The organism is Gemmatimonadales bacterium, assembly GCA_036500345.1.
Taxonomy (GTDB): domain Bacteria; phylum Gemmatimonadota; class Gemmatimonadetes; order Gemmatimonadales; family GWC2-71-9; genus Palsa-1233.
In genome coordinates this window covers 1-19433 of record DASYCE010000009.1, presented here as the reverse complement: position 1 = coordinate 19433, position 19433 = coordinate 1, and the positions used below count along the sequence as shown (strand labels likewise).

The 19433-nt window shown below is 66.1% G+C and carries 17 protein-coding genes; 3 read left to right on the top strand and 14 right to left on the bottom strand.

Going from position 1 to position 19433, the window contains the following annotated elements:
* Window positions 1–95 precede the first annotated feature (95 nt).
* Complete coding sequence (locus tag VGM20_05055) at window positions 96–2528, bottom strand: alpha/beta fold hydrolase (protein ID HEY4100230.1); 2433 nt, start codon at window positions 2526–2528, stop codon at window positions 96–98.
* A gap of 203 nt (window positions 2529–2731) precedes the next feature.
* On the opposite strand from VGM20_05055, the gene VGM20_05050 reads away from it, so the two are divergent.
* A complete protein-coding gene (locus tag VGM20_05050) occupies window positions 2732–3643 on the top strand; it encodes a TerC/Alx family metal homeostasis membrane protein (GenBank protein HEY4100229.1) in 912 nt (303 codons plus the stop codon).
* A 10-nt stretch (window positions 3644–3653) separates the two neighbouring features.
* Here the strand turns inward: VGM20_05050 and VGM20_05045 are convergent, their stop codons facing one another.
* From VGM20_05045 to VGM20_04985, 13 genes are all read right to left on the bottom strand, one after another.
* Complete coding sequence (locus VGM20_05045) at window positions 3654–4130, bottom strand: Bor family protein (protein HEY4100228.1); 477 nt, start codon at window positions 4128–4130, stop codon at window positions 3654–3656.
* A 61-nt stretch (window positions 4131–4191) separates the two neighbouring features.
* Window positions 4192–5688, bottom strand: coding sequence for a hypothetical protein (locus VGM20_05040; protein HEY4100227.1), 1497 nt, complete (start codon window positions 5686–5688; stop codon window positions 4192–4194).
* A gap of 258 nt (window positions 5689–5946) precedes the next feature.
* Window positions 5947–7572 carry an electron-transfer flavoprotein:ubiquinone oxidoreductase gene (locus tag VGM20_05035; protein HEY4100226.1) on the bottom strand — a complete coding sequence of 542 codons (1626 nt, stop codon included), beginning with the start codon at window positions 7570–7572 and terminating at the stop codon, window positions 5947–5949.
* Between the two features lie 35 nt (window positions 7573–7607).
* Entirely contained in the window at window positions 7608–8567 is a 960-nt protein-coding gene (locus VGM20_05030; GenBank protein HEY4100225.1) for an electron transfer flavoprotein subunit alpha/FixB family protein, read from the bottom strand.
* A gap of 2 nt (window positions 8568–8569) precedes the next feature.
* A complete protein-coding gene (locus VGM20_05025; GenBank protein ID HEY4100224.1) occupies window positions 8570–9319 on the bottom strand; it encodes an electron transfer flavoprotein subunit beta/FixA family protein in 750 nt (249 codons plus the stop codon).
* Between the two features lie 52 nt (window positions 9320–9371).
* Window positions 9372–10562 (bottom strand): acyl-CoA dehydrogenase family protein, encoded by a 1191-nt coding sequence (locus tag VGM20_05020; protein HEY4100223.1) that lies wholly within the window; start codon window positions 10560–10562, stop codon window positions 9372–9374.
* 119 nt (window positions 10563–10681) lie between these two features.
* Window positions 10682–11227, bottom strand: coding sequence for a SprT-like domain-containing protein (locus VGM20_05015; GenBank protein ID HEY4100222.1), 546 nt, complete (start codon window positions 11225–11227; stop codon window positions 10682–10684).
* Between the two features lie 151 nt (window positions 11228–11378).
* Complete coding sequence (locus tag VGM20_05010; GenBank protein ID HEY4100221.1) at window positions 11379–12230, bottom strand: metallophosphoesterase; 852 nt, start codon at window positions 12228–12230, stop codon at window positions 11379–11381.
* Window positions 12227–13660, bottom strand: coding sequence for a hypothetical protein (locus tag VGM20_05005; protein HEY4100220.1), 1434 nt, complete (start codon window positions 13658–13660; stop codon window positions 12227–12229). Before VGM20_05005 ends, VGM20_05010 begins: the two co-directional genes overlap by 4 nt.
* A complete protein-coding gene (locus VGM20_05000; GenBank protein ID HEY4100219.1) occupies window positions 13657–13788 on the bottom strand; it encodes a hypothetical protein in 132 nt (43 codons plus the stop codon). Before VGM20_05000 ends, VGM20_05005 begins: the two co-directional genes overlap by 4 nt.
* A 133-nt stretch (window positions 13789–13921) precedes the next feature.
* Window positions 13922–14938 (bottom strand): isocitrate/isopropylmalate family dehydrogenase, encoded by a 1017-nt coding sequence (locus tag VGM20_04995; protein ID HEY4100218.1) that lies wholly within the window; start codon window positions 14936–14938, stop codon window positions 13922–13924.
* Window positions 14938–15591 (bottom strand): hypothetical protein, encoded by a 654-nt coding sequence (locus VGM20_04990; protein HEY4100217.1) that lies wholly within the window; start codon window positions 15589–15591, stop codon window positions 14938–14940. The genes VGM20_04995 and VGM20_04990 overlap by 1 nt, the downstream gene beginning before the upstream one ends.
* A gap of 10 nt (window positions 15592–15601) precedes the next feature.
* A complete protein-coding gene (locus VGM20_04985) occupies window positions 15602–16471 on the bottom strand; it encodes an SDR family NAD(P)-dependent oxidoreductase (protein HEY4100216.1) in 870 nt (289 codons plus the stop codon).
* A gap of 133 nt (window positions 16472–16604) precedes the next feature.
* Here VGM20_04985 and VGM20_04980 point away from each other — a divergent pair, with 133 nt between their 5' ends.
* Together VGM20_04980 and VGM20_04975 are read left to right on the top strand one after the other, a co-directional pair.
* A complete protein-coding gene (locus VGM20_04980; protein ID HEY4100215.1) occupies window positions 16605–17987 on the top strand; it encodes a hypothetical protein in 1383 nt (460 codons plus the stop codon).
* Window positions 17988–17994: 7 nt separating this feature from the next.
* Window positions 17995–19433: carbon starvation CstA family protein (locus VGM20_04975; GenBank protein ID HEY4100214.1), on the top strand; the 1439-nt coding region annotated here is incomplete at its 3' end.

Sequence of the window (19433 nt, the reverse complement as noted above, 5' to 3'; positions counted from 1 at the left end):
GAGCGTGGTAGCGGTCAATAAGTTCGCCGCCGTCGCACTCCCCGCAAGGCAAACCAACAGTCAAACGATCGTTTGACGTGTCCTGTAACTCTGTGTCATTGCGCTCGATGCCGCAGCGACGGCGGCACGATCAGGTATGTCACGAGCCCCGGAGCCAGTTCCGACGTCTGCCCGTTGATCGTGACCAGGACGCGAAGATTGTCCGGCGCGCGGTTGGCACTCGCCGAACGGAAGGTGAGACGAGTCGTCGCTGCGATCGCCGAGCTCAGCCCGATCGCATTGAGATCGAAGATGCCGTTGCCGAGGACCAGATCCTTCCCGCCGGTCGCCGTCGCGATGAGCCAGGGATCGAGACCACCATCGATCGTGCGAGATCCGAAGTCCTCCGGGGCGACGGCGTGCAGCACCGCCTGCCCACTGAGAAGCCGGGTGATGCTGGCCAGTGTCTCGTCGGTACACGGTCCGTCGCCGTCGCACGAGTCCGCAGCGGTATGGTGACTGGAGTTGGTGATGTCCACCAGGACCCGCACAGCTCCGGTCCGCCAGGAGAGGTGATTCATGGCGTACTCGATCGCCTCGAGTCCGTTCTCCGGATCGTCGTTCCCGCCACCGGAGGACCATTGCGAGGCGACATGCTGCTGGAACGCGGCGGCTGTGGTGAAGTCCTGGACGGGGCCGAGGTATTCGTCGAACGATCCGGCCGGTGACGACGGAATGTGCGACACGAATCCGGAGTACCCAACCGACCCGAAACGGATGTCGAAACCCTGCGCGGTCAGTCCCGACGCAAACGAGTTGACCGAGTTGCGCACGCCGGCAATGACATTGTCCATCGAACCGGAAAGGTCCTGGACGAATACCAGATCGACACCGACATGCCCTTCGCCGTTGCTCACGACAACGTCGCCGCGCGGAATGGTGCACCCGTTCTCCACGATGGTGAAATCCGACGCCGGCAGGTTTGTCTGCACCGCGCCGTTGATCACGATTCCATTGATCGTGACGTCGACAGTCCCATCGGGCTCTCGGCCCACGCTTCCGGAGACAGGAAACGCGTTGGTCGTCGTGATCGCCGGCGGGCTGCCGCAGTTGCTCCACCGGGACAGCGCCGTGTCGACCAGAGCGACGACGGATGGCGACTGCGGCAACTGCAGATGATCGACCGATGAGATGAGCCACTGCCCGGCGGTCCACGCCGGCAGCGCGCTCGATGGGGGGACGACGCCGTCGGTCCCTTCCCCGCCATCGATCAGCCGGCTCAGGCAATTGGTCCCATCGAGTGCGATCAGTTTCTTCGGGTCGGAGTTGTTGTCGCCCAACAGGCCGAGCTTGCCGCCGATCGAATAGACCCGATCGCCCGAAGGCCGGTTGGTCGCCAGTGATTGGATGAGCGGGCTGTCTGGCGCAAGATCGCCCAGACCGGCAGTCGGCGCGAAAATCAGCGGGATCGATCCAAGGGCGACGACCAGTTCGCCGGAAAGACCGCACTGCGCAGCGTAGCTGATCCTCGATAGCAACCCCACCGTCGGATTCGGTCCCAGCATGCTCGCCATCGGTGCGCCGGCGTGGGGTGTGCCGATGGTGACCAGACCGCGGACTTCCGGTGCACCACTCAGGCCGAACATCGCCCGCGCAACAAGGCCGCCCATGCTATGGGCGACAATCACCGGCGGACCTCCCGGAAGTGTCGCGATCGCTGATCTCAGTGCCGCGCTCGCGTTAATCACCGATTGATACGTGGGATAATGGAAGACGTATGGGTGGTATCGCTGGTGCAGCGGCACGCTGGATCCACCAACATTCGCATCGAGGCTCACGAGAATTGCCTCGAACGGACTGTGGTTCGCGTCAGCATCCATGGTGCCGTAGTCGCTGCAATCCTTCATGTCGAAGTTCCAGCCGTGAATCAGAATCAACGGAATCCGACCATCACCCGAATGGCCGGGTTCGAGGTCGGTCAGCCGCGGCGGCGTACATGGCTGCGACAGATCGGCAAGCTTCACCAGATAGTCCGCCGAACCCCCGCCGCGCGGTTGCAGCGACATCGCTTCGACCGTCCTGACCTGGCCCGTCGCTGGGTCGATAACATCGGTCCCGGTCGCGATCGTCCAGAATGGTGTCGGCGCTTCAGGATCAGTCGACTGCACGAGAAACGACCGAATGTCACCGGCAAGCTGGTGCGCTGCGGTGAACAACGCGGTGAGCACCGGGCCGCCGCTTCCCTGACGCACATTGGCGGCGTGGCGTCCTTCCGCGAGTCCGCCGACACGAAGCATCGCCGATCCGAGCACCGCGGAGCCGGTCAATGTGCCAGTGTCGGGAGGAGTCGACAGATCGAGGTCGATCGGTGAGACTCCGGTCGAATTGTCGACAACCACGGCGACCGACGCGTTGAGATGCACGGTGTCCTGCGCGCCCGCCACGGTGGTGTGACGGACGATGCCGCCTCCGCTCCCGCCGCCCGGCCCCCCGTCGCCGCTGCTGCACGCCGCCGCCACCACGAGCAGCACCGACATCCCGCGTCGCATCGCGCGATTGTATTGATCGATCAATCGATTCCGGAATCGATGCCGCATGCGCCGCCCGCGAACGAGGATCCGCGAATCTCCGCCCGCCGCGGGATCTCGCAAGGCAAAGCGACCGTCAAGACCGCGCTTGCTCTCGCCCCGGTCCGGCGGTAGATACCGCGGGTGCCGATTCCCCCGCCACTCGCCCGCCGATCGCGGCGATCGTGACCTGGCTCCTCTTCGCGGCCACCGTGGCGGTGTTGCTCATCGTCGATCTCGGCATCCTGAGCCGGCGCGCCCACCTCGCCTCGCTGCGCGAATCGGTGGCATGGAGCATCGCGGTCATGGTCGCAGCGGCGCTGTTCGCGGCGTGGATCTGGGCTCGCGACGGTCGCGCGCCGGCGCTGCAATTCGCCAGCGGATACATCGTCGAACTGGCACTCTCGGTCGACAACCTGCTGGTCTTCCTGATCATTCTCCGCTACTTCGCCGTCCCAGCGTCGATCCAGCCGACCGTGCTCAAGTGGGGGATCCTCGGCGCCCTGGTGATGCGCGGCCTGATGATCGGCGCGGGAATCCTGCTGCTCGACCAGTTCCGGTGGATCATCTACCTCCTCGGTGCGCTGCTCGTCTTCACCGGCATCCGGATGTTCGACCACGACGAGCCGGCGATCGACCCCGCGCGACATCCGCTGCTGCGGCGAGCCCGGCGCTTTTTCCCGATGGGCGAGTCGTTTGACGACGCGCAGTTCGTCACCCGCACCGGCGGCCGCCGGATTGTCACGCCGCTGCTGATCATCATTCTGGTGATCGAGTTGACCGATCTGGTATTTGCGACCGATTCGATTCCCGCGATCTTCGCGATCACGCGCAATCCGCTGCTGGTGTATTCGTCGAACATCTTCGCGATCGTCGGCCTGCGCGCCCTTTACTTCGTGCTGGCGAGCATGCTGGCGCGCTTCGCCTACCTGCGAACCGGCGTGGCGATGATCCTGGTCCTCGTGGGGGCGAAGATGCTGGCGGAACGGTGGGTCACCATCGCGCCGGAGGTGGTGCTCGGCGTGGTGGTCGCGATCCTGGCGGGTGCGGTGGTGGCCTCACCGAAACCGGCCACCACCACAGCCCCGGACCGCTGAGAACGGAGCGCTACGGGCGGACCGTGTCGGCCACCTGCACCAGCACGGCCCGGCCGGAGGTGAGCGCCTCGGTCGCGGCCGATGCAAATGCGGCGCGGATCGAATCGCTTCCTGCCGCCGTCCCGACGCGGATGTCGGCGGTCGGCGCGACGACGGCCGTGTGCTTCGCGGCGCAGGTCACCTTGATCGTCATCGGCGTATAGATCTCGAAGGTGATGAAGGAGACCAGCTGGTTGACGAACGACAGCTGTGTTTCGACCTTCGCGACACCATCGGGACACTTCGCCGCGGTCGACACGGTGCTCGGCGGCACCAGCCCGTAGATCCATCCGGAGGCGAACGGCTTCTCGATCACCTGCGTCGACGGTGCCAGCCCCGTCTCCACGGTGGCGTGAAAGCATCCCGCCGACCCGACCAGCAGCAATATCGCCGCTGCTCGTGACACCATCCGGTTGCGCACCATCATTGCCGATCCGGTTCGTTGCACAATCCCTCCCAGGGTGATTGGAATGCGCACAGGACACGCGTCCTGGCGCCGTGGTACGACATCAGGCGGCAGTGCGTGCGCCGCGATGGAGCCGCGCAGCACGGTGTTCGAGCGATACCAGCCAGAGATGGCCGGCCGGATCGCGTGTGACGTCGATGGCGCAGTCCGCCGCGGCATCACCGGTGAGCAGGACGATGTCGTCGCGATCGCGCTCCGCGAGCGACCAGTGCACCACGTGACGGAGCCACGGTCCGTAGCTGTCGCCGGTGGCGAGGGAACTCACGCAGAGGACACCACCGGGTGAGAGGAGCGGGAGCAGGTGTTCGGTGAGCCAGGTGGCGTGGCGCGCCGGGAGGTGGTCGAACAGCGTGCCGGTCAGCACGAGGTCGAACGGTCCGGTGGCGGCGATCGCCGCGAGGTGGGAGAAGGCATCGGCGCCCACCGCGGCCAGGCGTTCACCGAGCGGCGCGAGCTGCAGCCGTGCAACGGACAGGGCGTCGTCACCGAGGTCGCTCACGGTGACATGGGCCTTGAGCTGCTGCAGCAGCGGCAAGGCCGTCGCGAGATCGGCACCGCCGCGGGGTCCCAGCAGAAGCAGTCGCGGGGCGTGCCTGACCGGAGACGCCAGCAGGTCGATCATCCGGCGCAATTCCCAGTTGGCACGAGCGCGCAGCTGCGCGGCGATTGGCGATTCGAGCAGGTGCATCTCGAGCGCGCGTCCGACCGGATCGGCGGTCCTGAGGCCGCCTTCGCGGAGCCATTCGAGGGTCGCCAGCGAGCCGGGCTCGCCGAGCGGTGCGGAGATCATCTGGCGCACGAGGTCGCACCGCCGCCAGAGCTGCTCGGTGCCGGCGAGGAGCGTGGCGATCTCTGCCGGCGTGACGCCCTCGCGCTCCGCGGTGCCGAGCGCTTCGAGAAGATCGCGAATGCTCGCCGCCGCCCGATGGCGCGCTGCGACTTCATCGCCGGGGAGGGCAAACATGCCGCGCACCACACGCCTCGCTGCGGCGGCGACTTCGCGTCCGGCGCCGAGCTGCGAGATCGACGTGGTCGCCGCTGGTGACGCGATCGGTGCTTCGTGGCGCGTGGCCACCGCCTTGCGGACCAGCGCGACCTTCGCGGCGAAGGCGGCGCGAATCTCATCGAGCACGTCGGTCAGGAGATCGCCCGGCGCCGCGGTGACATCCTCGAAGAGGTCGCCGCGAAGGAGCGCAGCGGCGGCGGTGACGCGGCCGTGTTCCACATGGTCGATGAATTCGAGCGCATCGACGCGGACGGCATCCGCCGCGACACGCAGCCGGGGCGATCCGGTGATCAGCGTCGGATGGTGCGTGGCGCGGCGCAGCGCGTAGAGATGCTGTTTGAGTGTCGCGCGCGCGCGCGACCGATCAACGCCGGGCCAGAGGGCCCGCAGCAGGCGTTCGCGCGGAATGCCACCGGGGACCAGCGCTGCAAGCGCGAGAATCAGCAGCGGCTTGCGTTGCGCGGCCGCGCCGGCGATGGTCTCGCCGGCTTCGGTAGTGAGTTCCAGCGCTCCGAATGTGCGAAGCAGATACAATGTCGGCGCTCAAGGGAGGGACGTGAGAGCTTCACGGGGCCGATAGACATCTGCAAGGCAAACTGATGGTCAAAAGCACGCTTTACTGACTTTTTCAGCGCGACACGGCGGGCTGGGCGCGCGATAATGCGCTGCCAAAGCGAAGCGCCGCCCGATTCCCAGCATCGGACGGCGCAATCGTCGATCAGATCGTGCGATGACTACATCATCATCCCATCCGGCTCGCGTACCGGCACGAACCGCTGCCGCACCCGTCGCTCACATGAGGCGGTAGGTCGGGCCGCTTCCCCCTTCGCGCGGTGTCCATCGCGGACCGAGAACGTCGGTCGCCTTGCAATCGACGCAGTTGGGCGGATTGACGCGCACCGTATCTCCGTCGCGCTCGTACACTCCCGCCGGGCAGAGATGCGCATAGAAGTCCGCGACCTCGCCGCTGATGTCGCGCCCGATGATCAGGTGCGAGGGAATCGAATCGCGGGTCGCGTTCCCCGACTTGAAGACGGCGTCGACCTTGCTGAACGTGAGTACGTTGTCCGGCACGAATGGCTCGGGCGCCCCCGATTCCCTAGGCGCATCGGCGTCGGCTGGCATCTCGATCCGTCCGCCGGGAAGTGCACCGCGACTCAACGTCATCAGTCCCGCCTTGAAGGCACCGCGCCAGAACCCGTCCTTGAATCCCAATCGCATGTTGCGGGTGACGTGTAGGTCATGGCCGATGCTCGACCCGCGGACCGCCGCGTCGTACGGGGCAAGCACGGCCGCTGATGCCGCGCCCGCCGTACCGAGGGCTGTCACGATCGTCGACGCGGCCAGCATCCCCGATTCCATGGCGTAATGGATCCCCTTGAGCGAGGGGACGTCGACGAATCCTGCGGTGTCGCCGATCATCATGAGACCGTCGCCGGAGAGCCGGTCGGGAATGGCGTAGTAGCCGCCTTCCGGAATCGTCTTGGCGCCCCATTCGACCATCGTGCCGCCGGTGAGGACGTCGCGGAAGAGCGGATGCAGCTTCATCCGCTGCAGCGACTCGTGGACATCGAACGCGGCAGCGTGATAGTCGAGCCCGGCGACGAGGCCGATCGAAACCTGATTCGGCCCCATCGGATAGCACCACGATCCACCGAAGACCGTGGACGGCAGCGGCCATCCCATCGTGTGAATCACCCGGTCGAGAGGTTTGGCAACTTCCCAGACCTCTTTCACGCCGAGCGCGAAGATCTGCGGGTTGGGAGAGGAGACGTGCTGCCAGTCGCGCCACGCCTGCGCCAGCGCGCCCCGCGTCCCTTCAGCCAGCACGATCACGCGGGCGGTGAGGTCGGTCGGTTCGGTGAAGACGTCGGTCGGATTCCCCTCGCGATCGAGTCCACCGGGCACCGTGCGCACGCCGATGACTCGACTGCCATCGACCAGCAGCGACGCCGCGGGAAAGCCGGGGAAGATGTTGATACCCAGCGCCTCGGCCTGCTCACCGAGCCAGCGCACCACTTCGCAGAGCGACGCGGTGAAGTTGCCGTGATTCTTCATCGTCGGCGGCGTCGGGATGCGCGTGCTTCCCTGCGCCGTGAGATAGTAGACCGCTTCGCCGGCCACCCGCTGGCGGAAGGGAAACTCGGCGTCCGGCTTCCCCGGAAAGAGCGCCCGCATCGCCACCGGATTGATCACCGCACCCGACAGCGAATGTTCACCAAGGGCGCCGGCCTTTTCGAGAACACCGATCGCCAGTGACGGATTGGTTCGCGCGAGCTGGATGGCGCATGCGAGCCCGGCCGGCCCGGCGCCGACGATCAATACGTCGAGTTCGATCGCTTCATCGTGCGGCTTGTCCGTCAGGATCATCGATGCCGGCAACGCGGCCTGGTGACGACTCGGTACGACAACACCCACGCGGGCGCTCCGGAAGAAGGAAGTTGACGGGAGGATCAGTGCGCGCGGGCCTGCTTCACCGCGGCGGTGAGTGCGGGAACCACTTCGAAGAGGTCGCCGACGATACCGTAGTCGGCGACCTTGAAGATCGGCGCGTCCTTGTCGCGGTTGATCGCGACGATCACCTTCGCCGTCCGCATTCCGGCGAGGTGCTGAATCGCGCCGGAAATCCCCACGGCGATGTACAGCTCCGGCGCGACGGTCTTCCCGGTCTGACCGACCTGCGCACCATGCTCGGCCCACCCGGCGTCGACCACGGCACGCGACGCGCCGACCGCGGCCTCGCCGCCGAAGGCCGCGGCAAGTTCGTCGAGCAGCGCGAAGTTCTTCGGATCTCCGAGCCCGCGTCCGCCCGAGATCACCACGCGTGCTTCGGCGACGTCGAGGGCCCCCTTGTCGGACTTTCGCACTGCGGCAACCTCGAGGCGTCTCGTGAACGACGGCACATTCACCGCCGCGGTTGCCCCCGGTCGGCCGTGCTGCCCAGCCGGATATGCGCCGGGTCGAACCACGATGACCCCGCTACTGCTGACGTCGAGCGTCTGTAGCGCCTTGCCGGCGTAGACTGGTCGAACCACGCGAATGGCATTGCCGTTCATGTCGAGCGACGTCACGTCCATGGCGCATGGCGCGTTCATTCGTGCGGCGATCCGCGGGCCGAGATCCTTGCCGGTGGCGGTCGCCGCGACGAGGACGGCACGATACGACGAGGCGATCGATGCCGCAGTCGCTGCGATGCCGTCGGGACAATAGGTGGCGAAATCGGGATGTAACGCGGTGAGCACCCGATCGGCACCGACGGCGCCGAGGGCGTCGAGTCCGTTGACTGCGCCCGCACTACAGACCAGCGCATCGACCGACCCATCGGTGATGCGGCGCGCCGCGGCGAGCAGCTCGCCGGCACCCTTGCGGAGCGCGCCGTCGCGGACCTCGAGGACGACCAGAATATCGGTCATGGTCAGATCACCTTCGCGTCGGAGGTCAGCGCCTGCATCAGCGCCGGAACCGCCGCGGCGCCTTCGCCCACGATCTTCCCCGGAGCCCGTTCCGGCGGAAGAGCGAGCGCCACGACGGTGACTCCGCCGGCGTCTGGCGTCACTGCAATCACCTCGAGCGGTTTCTTCTTCGCGGCCATGATTCCCTTGAGCGACGGGAGCCGGGGATTGTTGAGCCCCTTGTCGCAGCTGAAGACGGCGGGGAGCGCACAGCTCGCCGCTTCGACGCCACCTTCCACTTCGCGCTCGACCGACGCCCGACCGTAGGCGACGTCGAGCCGGGTGATCGCGGTGGCGCACGGAAGCTCGAGCAGTTCGGCGATCATCGCGCCGGTCTGCTGGCCGTAGTCGTCGACGGCGAGCTTGCCGCAGAGAATCAGGTCATATCCGCCGCCGCGGAGGTGGTCGGCGAGTACCCGCGCGTTCGCGAGCCCGTCGGCCGATGGCGTCCCCTGCAGATGCACCGCGCGATCGATTCCCATGGCGAGTGCCGTGCGCAGCGTCTCCTGCACGATATCGCCACCCAGCGCCACCACCGTGGTCTCGCCGCTCCCCGCCGCGTCCTTGAGGGCGAGTGCCGCTTCGAGCGCGTACTCGTCGTACGGATTGGCGACGAACTTCACGCCGGCTTCATCAATCGATTTCCCGCCGGCCGCCACCACGATCTTGGTCGTGGTATCGGGGACCCGGCGAAGGCAGACGGCAATCTTCATCCCTGGTCATTCCTCAGGTATATCGTCATGACCAGGCTGCACGGCAGCCTGGTCAGAACGCCGGCAGTCCCGTGATCTCCTGGCCGAGGATCAGCGAGTGCATGTCGTGCGTCCCTTCGTACGTATAAACCGACTCGAGATTGGCAAGGTGCCGCATCGAGTGGTATTCGATCAGAATCCCGTTGGCGCCGAGGAGCCGCCGTGCCTCGCGGGCGATATCGCACGCGATGCTGACGTTGTTGCGCTTGGCGAGTGACACGCGCGCCGGTGTCGCCTTCCCCTGATCCTTGAGCCGGCCGAGGTGCAGGGCGAGGAGCTGCGCCTTGGTGATCTCGGTCAGCATGTCGGCGAGGCGCTCCTGCTGGATCTGCGTCTGCGCGATCGGCTTGCCGAACATGATCCGGTTGAGTGCGTAGCGCCGCGCTTCGTCGTAGCACGCCATTGCCGCGCCAACACCACCCCAGGCAATTCCGTAGCGCGCCTGCGTGAGGCACATCAGCGGTGACTTGATCCCGCCCGACTTGGGAAGGATCGCGTTGGCGGGGAGGTGCACGTCCTGAAGGTGAATCTCGCTGGTGTCGGACGCGCGCAGCGAGAGCTTCCCCTTCTGGTCCTTGCCGGCGTAGCCTGGCGTGTTGGCGGGAACGATGAAGCCGCGGATGGAATTGGTATCATCGATGTCGCCGGTCTTGGCCCAGATGATCGCCACGGTGGCCTGCGATCCGTTGGTGATCCACATCTTGACGCCGTTGAGGACCCAGCCGTCGGCGGTCTGCTTCGCGGTGGTGATCATCCCGCCCGGATTCGATCCGAAATCCGGCTCGGTGAGGCCGAAACACCCGATCTCCTGGCCTGACGCGAGCTTCGGCAACCATTCCTTCTTCTGCTCGTCCGATCCGAAGGTGAAGATCGGATACATCACCAGGCCGCCCTGCACCGACGCGAACGAGCGGATGCCGCTGTCGCCGCGCTCGAGTTCCTGCATGATCAGGCCGTACGCCACATTATTGAGACCGGCGCACCCGTATTCCTCGGGAAGGTTGGCGCCGAAGAGTCCCAGTTCGGCCATTCCCGGAATCAATTCCTTCGGGAATCTGCCGGTGACATACGCCTCGCCGATCACCGGAATCAGGGCGTCATCGACCCAGGTACGCACGGTGTCACGGACGGCGCGTTCCTCTTCGGAGAGAAGCGCGTCCACGTCGTAGAAATCCACGCCTGTATACTGCCCGGATCCGGCCATTGCTCGCCTCGGGAATGCTCGGCGGGGAACATAGACCGGCGCCAGAGCTGAGAGAAGTGAGACGCGGGGAGGCCAGGAATTACCCCGAACCGCGGTATCGGTGGGGTCTGGCGCCGCGGTCAGAGATCGACAACCGCCTGCGGCGGAATCCCCACCTCGCGCGCCTTGCGACGAAAGTCCCGCCGATGGTCGATCGGCCGTCCGGTGGCGGCCTGCCACTGATGGATCATCTCGTGGAGGAGGGTGTCGGAGGCATGGCGCCACCCGTCGCGACGGAGGTGCCTCCGCGAGATGATGATCTCGACAGCGGTGCGGTCGTGCGAGATCCGGAACTCTCCCAGTCGGCGTTTCATCCGGTCGGAAAGAACGATCGGAATCGCGTCGAGCGCGCCGTCGAAGTGGCGCTGATTGAACTCGTGGTGCAGCGCGCGAAGGCGCTCGATGAGCGGCAGGTCTGCCGGCGGAATCGCGGCCGGGCGACGTCGTCGCGGGCGCGAGGGCGCGTGCTGATGTGCCGGAAACGCCATGAAGGCGCGGCGCGCGGCGAGACGCTCGGCGCGCGGAACCCGTCGCGCGACATAGCGCACGATTGCCTGGAGCACGTCGTCGGGCGCCGCGGCGTAGCCGCCATGCAGGCGCAGCCCGGTCCGCGGGCGCCAGCTCATCAGGATGGTCCGATTGCTGGTGAGCGTGACTGGCGTGGTGCGCGGAAGGCCAAGGCGGTACAGGCGATCGGGGAGCGGGGTGGTTTCAGGCGCTGCAGGTCGAGGTTGCGGTGGTGCCGGTGCCGTGAGCTCCAGGATCAGCTGCGAGGTTTCATCCGTCAGTGTGCTGCACCTCTGCGACGCGCGGCCGCGGGAAGATGATCTCGGGGCCGGCGCGAAAGACCCGATCGCCCGCATCCCAGATGTAGTGCCGCACGGTGATCGATGTTGCGTCGGCGAGAATCAGGTTGCACGCCGACGGCCGCTTGCCCCGGGTGCGGTTGGTGTGGGTACCGGCCGTCGCCACGACCGCGCCGTTCGGCAGGATCCCCGCCCGCTCTTCGTGATCGTGTCCGCAGAGAACCAGGTCGACCCCGGTGGCCATCACGTTGCGCCACGCCTCGCGCCAGCGCGCCAGCCCCATCCGTTCCGAAATCCTGCCGCGCAGCAGGTTCTGGTGCATCACCATCACGCGAAGCAGTTCCGGACTCTCTTCGTCGAAGCGCATCGCCGCGCGCTCCGTCTCGCGCGCCGGAAGATGTCCCTTCACCGCCATGTCGTTGAGGTTCGGCGTCATCGAGCCCGCCGAGACACCGTAGCTCGTCAGCACGCCACAGAGAATCGCGCCGTCGATCACCAGCGTCGGCGTGAGATCGTCACCGAAGTAGCGACGGTACTTCTCGTACTTGGGACCGGCACCGATCACATCGAACGGCGTCGCCCACCATTGCACGTCGTGATTGCCGGGAACGATGATCGTGGGCGCGAGGCGACGCAGCGCCTGCACGAAGACCAGCGCGCGCTGGAATTCTCCATGGCGCGCCCGCTGCGTGATGTCTCCCGCGATCGCCACCGCGCTCGGCGCGAGGTCGGTGGCAAGCCCCTCCAGCCCGGCGATCTGGTCGAGATCGACGTCCTGCCCGAAGTGGATATCGGAGCAATGGAGGATGGTGATTCTGTTCACCAGACCACGCGAACCCGATAGGTAAGCGTCACCTCGCCGCGCGCCGGCACCGTCACCGGAAAGACGACGCGTGTCGACGACCGCTTCTGCGCCGGCACCGAACTCTCAACCACCGACCATTCGCCACCACGATCCTCGCGCACTTCGACGACTGCCGCCGAGTCCTTGGCGTTCTGCAGTGTGACGCGATACGACACCATCGCGATGGTCCGCACCGGAACGTTCACGCTCCCGCCAGCACGCGTGGTGCTGAAATCGGTCTGTACCCGCTTGGCGGTGATGTCGAACGCACTTCCCGCATCGACGACCATTTCCGCGCCCGGCGCGGTGTGACCGATATATCCCTGCCCGACGAGTTGCACTCGGCCGCTGCGGTCGAGATCAAACACCCCCACATAGCCGGCCGGAAGCGGCAGATCGCCGAACGCGGTGCCGTTGCGCCGGGCGAGATGATAGCTCACCTCGACCGGCACCGGCTGCTCGTCCTGTTGCTGGCCGAAGCCACCGTAATAAGGCAGTGCGCCGCCCACGACATATACTCGGTTGGCCTTGGCTGGAGCCGGCTCGAAGAGCGGCACTACCACTGATGTACCCGGAGTGAATGAGACTGGCTGCGGCAACGTGTAGAGATGTCCTTCGCCGGCAGCCTCTGAACTGACCGACGGCGCCGCCTGCATCATCGCCTTGGCGGCGAATGCGTCCCGGGCGAGCCGGGGCTCTTCGAAGGCACTCGTGGCGACCATCCCACCCGCAAATTGCGGCGGGCTTCCTCGGCCGATATCACCGCTGAGCAACTGCACTTCGCTGTTCGGCAGCAGTAGCGTGCCGGCGCCGATGAGTGCCGACCCTTCGAGATGTCCGTTCGCGCCAAGAAAAAGACGATACGACGCCGCCCACGAACTCCCGCTCGTCTCGTACATCACCTTGAGACTCGACCGCGACCGATCGCTGGTGAGCGCGACATCGGCGAGCTTCACCGTCGGCACCAGATCCTTTGGCCAGACGATCCGACCGGGGCGTCCGAAGATCACACCGGGACGATCAGCCCACTCCCATCGTTCAGGGTCAACAGCGAGCAGCGTCGCCTTGCGGCTCGCCACGTGAGTCGCCCCGGTGTCGATATCAAGTGTCCGGCCGACATACCGTCGCAGCAATGTCTCTTCCGACAATGCCGCGTCGGTCGTCACGCTGGTCAACTGCACACCCGGCTCGAGAATCGCGAAGGTGACCGGATTGAATTCGCCCATCGCGATGGTGTAGGTCCCGGTTCCGCTTGTGATGGCGACCGGCTGCGAGCGGCGCACCAGCACTCGACCGGAATTGAACAACGTCACCGACGCACCTGGCGTCGGAGCACCAGCCTGACCCAGCGCAGGCGCTGCCGCGAGGGTGGCGACAGACGCGAGTACGGCTCCGATCCGGCGCTTCATCGCAAGGCCTCCATCGCAATTCGACGGGTGATCAATCGCACCAGGAAAAATGTCGCGGCGATCCCCAGTGCGGCGTACCAGCGCGCCATCGTGGTAATGGGCAATCGCCGCAGGGTCCATATCGCCATCAGTATCGTCGCGCCAAGGGCTACCTGGGATGCCAGCCGATCTGCTCGCCGCGTCCGGCGCGCGAGGCATTCCTCGCAGCGTTCTCCAAAACCGATTCCTTCAACGAACCGTCCGCACTCCGTGCATGGAACCTCACGCCACCCGGCGGGCGACGGCATTGCCGAATTCCTCTGTCGTGGCGGCACCGCCCAAGTCGACGGTCCGCACCCTGTCGGCCACGATCGTCGCCACGATCGCACGCCGCACGCGGTCGCCAGCGGCAGTCTCGCCGAGATGATCGAGCATCATCGCCGCCGCGAGAATCAGCGCGGACGGATTGGCGACTCCCTGCCCCGCAATGTCGGGCGCCGATCCGTGGACCGCCTCGAAGATCGCACCGTGCTCGCCGATGTTGCCGCCGGGTGCGAGCCCCAGTCCGCCGACGAGTCCTGAAATCTCGTCGCTCAGGATGTCGCCGAAGAGATTCGTCGTCACGATCACGTCAAACTGCTCCGGACGCATCACCAGCTGCATGGCGCAGTTGTCGATGATCAGTTCGTTGACCGCGACACGCCCCTCGTACGTCCGCGCGATTTCGCGGCCGACGGCGAGAAACAGTCCCGACGTGTGCTTGAGGATATTCGCCTTGTGCACCAGCGTGACCTTGCGCCGCTCGTGCTTCACCGCGTATTCGAAGGCGTACCGGATCACCCGCTCGGCGCCATCGCGCGTCACCACCGCAACCGATTCCGCCTGGCCCTGCGGGTCGCCGTTGCGTTCGACCCAGCGTTCCTGCCCGATATACAGTCCTTCGAGGTTCTCGCGCACCAGCACGATGTCGATGCCGTCGTACCGTCCACCCGGAATGATCGTCTTGGCCGGGCGGACGTTGGCGTAGAGCTGGAATTCCTTCCGCAGCGCCACGTTGATCGACCGGAACCCGCCGCCAACCGGCGTCGTCAGCGGTCCCTTGAGCGCAATGCGGGTGCGGCGAATGCTGTCGAGGGTGGCTTCCGGCAGCGGATCGCCGGCGCGCTCGACTGCGGCCATTCCGCCGAACTGCTGGTCCCAGTTGAATGCGACCCCGGTGGCGGCCAGCACCTGCAGTGTGGCGGCGGTGATCTCGGGACCGATCCCGTCGCCCGGGATCAGCGTGACGTCGTAGGCCATCAGTGCTGGTCCGGAAGCACCCAGGCGATGGTGCCAGCGAGGGCGGCGTCGGCGGTGGCGGCGGTGATCACCGGCGTGCTGCGCCAGAGGATCGAACCGCTGCGGGGATCGGCGAGCACCAGCACGGTGCCGGCTTCCACCCCATTGGCGACTCGGCGGAGCCGGACCGACGCGGGGACCATGACGTATCGCGAGTTGGTCATCGCGATGAGCATGCGGAGATTGCTGAGGATCGGATCAGGGACGCGCTTGATGTTCTCGAACCGGAGCGCGGCCTGACTCATATGATCGGGATCGGGCATCATCCCGGGGGCGCGTTTCGCCACACGCCGCAATTCGGCCGGTGCGACCCAGTTCGCTTCCGGCCCCCGCGCCTGCAGGGCGTCGAAGAGCACGGAATCGGCCCAGGCGAGCTGGGCGACGCGACCCACGGGAACGCCGGCGAGCCCAGTGTCGGCGACAATGAACGTGGCGGGGAGGACCGGAATCGGCAGACCGACGATCGGCGTCAGCGACAGCGCAGGCGCCGATGGAAGGTTGGCCTTGTCGTGTTTCTGGGCGGCGGCGCTCGACACCGAAACAATCGTGGCGGCGCTGGCGATCAGCGACGCCCGCATCAGCCTCGATCGACGCGACAACGTGGAAGGAATCACGCGTCGAAAGTTATTCCAGAGACAGACCCCCGTCTACCACGATTGTCTGTCCGGTGATGTGCCGCGCCGCTTCCGAACAGAGAAAAAGGATCACCTGTGCGATATCGTCGGGCTCGGCGAGACGCCCCAGGACGGCGCGCTTGCGGGTCCGTTCGATCAGGTCGCGCGGCAGCTGATCGAGACGCTCGGTCCGGATGAACCCCGGCGCCACCGCGTTGACGTTGACATTTGATGGTCCGAGCTCAACAGCGGCCGCTCGCGTCAATCCCTCCAGCGCCGCCTTGCTCGCGGCGTACGAAGCAACACCGAATCCCGGCCGCGTGGCCTGGTGCGCCGACACGTTGATCACCTTCCCCCAATGCTGACCACGAAAATGCGGCGAACACGCCGCCAGGCAGTGAAATGCGCCGGTCACGTTGGTTTCCAGTACCGCATTCCAGGCTGAGGAGGTCAGGCGCCAGAGCGCCCCGTCGTGGGCGATGCCGGCGTTGTTGACGAGATAGTGGATCGCGCCGAATTTCCGCCGCACGCCGGCGATGAATCGCTCGACCTGGGTCCGGTCCCGGACGTCGCAGCGGGCGGCGTGCACGTCGACTCCCATCGCCGACAGTGTCGTCTCGGTCAGCAGCGCGCTCGCTTCGACATCGCGGCCGTCCATCTCGTACCAGCAGAAGGCGACCTTGCAACCGTGGCGGGCAAACTCCATCGCGATGGTGCGCCCGAGACCGGTCGCCCCGCCGGTGACGACCGCAACGCGTCCCTGCCAGCTGTCGGGAACCGGAGCAGAAGCAGGTTCGGCAAGCGGCGACGGCACCGCTCTCGACGTCGGGGCTGCCGCGGCCATCCATGGCTCGTGCCGGTCACCAAAGGAGAAAGGCATCGCCAGCGAAGCTACGGGCCGCTTGAGAGGCGAGCAACCCGGAACGGGAGTAGCTTCGTGGTGCAACCCCGGCGCCATCCGGGGAATCGTTACCGGCGTCCACCTCCAGTCCGCCCATCGTCCTGAGGTTCGCATGCCAGTATCCCGTCTCGTGACCGCGCTGGCCGCGGCCGCCCTCGTGACCGCCGCATCATCCATCTCTGCGCAGGGCCCCAACGCCGTTGATCTCGGCAAGCGGAATGCGCGCTCCAAATACACCCTCGGCCGGATCATTTCGATCCAGGAGCTCGCCGACGGCCGGGTCGTGACGAGCGACGCCAAGGAAGGTGTCTTCCGGATCGTCGACCTGAACAAGGGCGACGTGACCCTGCTCGGCACCCAAGGTGATGATTCGGCCGCCTACCGGCGCGCGTCCACGATCGTCAAGCTCGGCACCGATTCACTGGCGCTCCTTGATCCACTAGGCCGGAAGGTGATGCGCATCTCGTCGAGTGGCGCGATCGGCGGATTTGTCCCGATGCCACCACCGGTTCCCGGCCACTACCTCGGCACGCTGCTTGGCGGCGATGGCTCGGGCGCTCTGTATTTCACTACGCCCGAGCTCAGGGACACGGCGGCGAAGACGATGACCGGCATTGCGGGGGTGTCGCGCCTCCCGCGCGGTGCGTCGATCGATCAGCCGATGATCACCTTCAGCACGCGCCGCGCCGATCAGAAATCGCCGGGGCCGTTCATGCCCTTCGTCTTTCGTGATGCGGTCGCGGTGCGAAACGACGGACTCATCGCGCGCGTCGTCGCCGACACCTATCAGGTGATCTGGTCGCGCGACGGGAAGGAGACCGGCCGCACCGGCCCGCTGCCGTTCGTGGAGATTCCGATTCCGGCGGAAGAGCAGCAGGCGATCAAGGATTCGTCGCTGGCGCAGATGCGGGCGATGACCGCGGGGAACGGTCAGGCGATGACGTTCAACGGGCCGGGGAGCGCGGGGCTCGGGGCCGGCGGAGTTGGCGGAGGTGGTCCGGTGACCATCACCATGATCGGCGGTGGCGGTGGCAATATGACGTTCACCTCCGGCGTGGCCGCGGGAGCCGCCGCCGCCCTTGGTGGCGCCCGCGCGGTGTCGGGCGGAAGCGCCCCGACCCCGGCCGGCGGAGCACCCGGAAGCACCCCGGGAGCGACGACCACCGCACCGAGTCCGATCGACATGAAAGCGGTGATCGACAAGATGGCGGCGCAGCCGCTGGCGACCTTTCCCGCGTACAAGCCGCCGGTCCCGCAGAATCTGCAGTACACGGTAATGTTCGATGGCACGGGGATGCTCTGGGTGCCGCGCGATCATGCGCGCGGAGACCAGGTGCAGACCTACGATGTCGTCTCCGAAGCGAAGGGACTCGTCGGCCGGGTCAGGATTCCTCAGGGCGTTCGGCTGGTCGGCTTCGGCAAGGGCGTGGTCTATTTCGCTCGCGCGGAGAACGGCGACGAATGGCTCGAACGGTACGCTGCACCGAGATTCTAGGAGAGGCATGGCCGCACTCGTCTGGTTTCTGATCGCTGTCATCGGCAGCGCCGGCTGGGGAATGCTGGCGCTGCATCGCGGCGAAACGGTCAACGCCGCGTGGCTCGTGCTCGCGGCGGTTGGCAGCTACCTGATCGGCTATCGCTTCTACAGCCGGTTTCTCGCCAACAAGGTCGTCAAGCTCGACGATAGCAGGGTCACCCCGGCGCACCGCTTCTCCAATGGTCGCGACTTCGTACCGACATCGCGGTGGGTCCTCTTCGGTCATCACTTCGCGGCGATCGCCGGCGCCGGTCCACTCGTCGGGCCGGTCCTCGCTGCGCAATTCGGATATCTCCCCGGCACCATCTGGATCGTGGTCGGCGTGATCATGGGCGGCGCGGTGCAGGATTTCGTGATCCTCGCCGCCTCGACGCGGCGCGACGGGAAGTCGCTCGGTCAGCTTGCGAAGGAAGAAATCGGCCCGTTCACCGGGACACTGGCGATGATCGCGATCCTGGCGATCATGGTGATTCTTCTCGCGGTCCTGGCACTGGTGATCGTGAAGGCGCTCACCGCTTCACCATGGGGTGTCTTCACCCTCCTCTGCACCATTCCGATCGCGCTCCTGATGGGATTCTGGATGCGGGTGATCCGCCCCGGGCACACCCTTGAAGCGACGGCAGGCGGAATCGCGCTGGTCCTCCTGTCGCTCGTGGCCGGTCGCTGGGTCGCCGAGTCGGCGACCTTGGCGCCGATCTTCACGATGAGCGCCACGACGATCGCCTGGGGGCTGATGATCTACGGCTTCGTGGCGTCGGTCCTGCCGGTATGGATGCTCCTCGCGCCGCGCGACTATCTCTCCACCTTCATCAAGATCGGCACCATCGCCGGACTCGCGTTCGGGATCGTCGTGACGTTGCCGGAAATGAAGCTGCCGGCGATGACCCAATTCGTGAACGGCACCGGCCCGGTGTTCGCCGGGTCGCTCTTCCCCTTCTGCTTCATCACCATCGCGTGCGGTGCGATCAGCGGGTTTCACTCCCTGATTTCGTCCGGTACAACCCCAAAAATGATCCTGCGCGAGACGCACGCACGCTTTATCGGCTACGGGGCGATGTTGCTGGAGTCGTTTGTGGGGGTCATGGCAATGGTGGCGGCTTGCGCCATGCAGCCAGGCGTCTATTTCGCAATCAACAGCCCAGCTGGAATTGTCGGAGCGACGCCCGAAGCCGCCGCGGCGACCATCAGCAATTGGGGATTTCCACTCGCCGGTCAAACGATGACCGACTTGGCGCACAAAGTCGGCGAATTGACGCTTCTGAGTCGCGCCGGTGGCGCGCCATCACTCGCAGTGGGCATGGCACAGATTTTTTCCAGCACGATTGGCGGCGAGCGTTTGCTGAGCATCTGGTATCACTTCGCGATCATGTTCGAGGCGCTGTTTATCCTGACCGTGCTCGATGC

Bases quoted from the DNA above. Each gene is read 5' to 3' on its own strand.
- VGM20_04980 (HEY4100215.1), top strand. From the start codon at position 16,605: ATGCCAGTATCCCGTCTCGTGACCGCGCTGGCCGCGGCCGCCCTCGTG.
- VGM20_05030 (HEY4100225.1), bottom strand. From the start codon at position 8,567: ATGACCGATATTCTGGTCGTCCTCGAGGTCCGCGACGGCGCGCTCCGC.
- VGM20_05000 (HEY4100219.1), bottom strand. From the start codon at position 13,788: ATGGCGATATGGACCCTGCGGCGATTGCCCATTACCACGATGGCGCGC.
- VGM20_05020 (HEY4100223.1), bottom strand. From the start codon at position 10,562: ATGGCCGGATCCGGGCAGTATACAGGCGTGGATTTCTACGACGTGGAC.
- VGM20_05005 (HEY4100220.1), bottom strand. From the start codon at position 13,660: ATGAAGCGCCGGATCGGAGCCGTACTCGCGTCTGTCGCCACCCTCGCG.
- VGM20_05015 (HEY4100222.1), bottom strand. From the start codon at position 11,227: ATGAGCTGGCGCCCGCGGACCGGGCTGCGCCTGCATGGCGGCTACGCC.
- VGM20_05055 (HEY4100230.1), bottom strand. From the start codon at position 2,528: ATGCGACGCGGGATGTCGGTGCTGCTCGTGGTGGCGGCGGCGTGCAGC.
- VGM20_05025 (HEY4100224.1), bottom strand. From the start codon at position 9,319: ATGAAGATTGCCGTCTGCCTTCGCCGGGTCCCCGATACCACGACCAAG.
- VGM20_04995 (HEY4100218.1), bottom strand. From the start codon at position 14,938: ATGGCCTACGACGTCACGCTGATCCCGGGCGACGGGATCGGTCCCGAG.
- VGM20_04985 (HEY4100216.1), bottom strand. From the start codon at position 16,471: ATGCCTTTCTCCTTTGGTGACCGGCACGAGCCATGGATGGCCGCGGCA.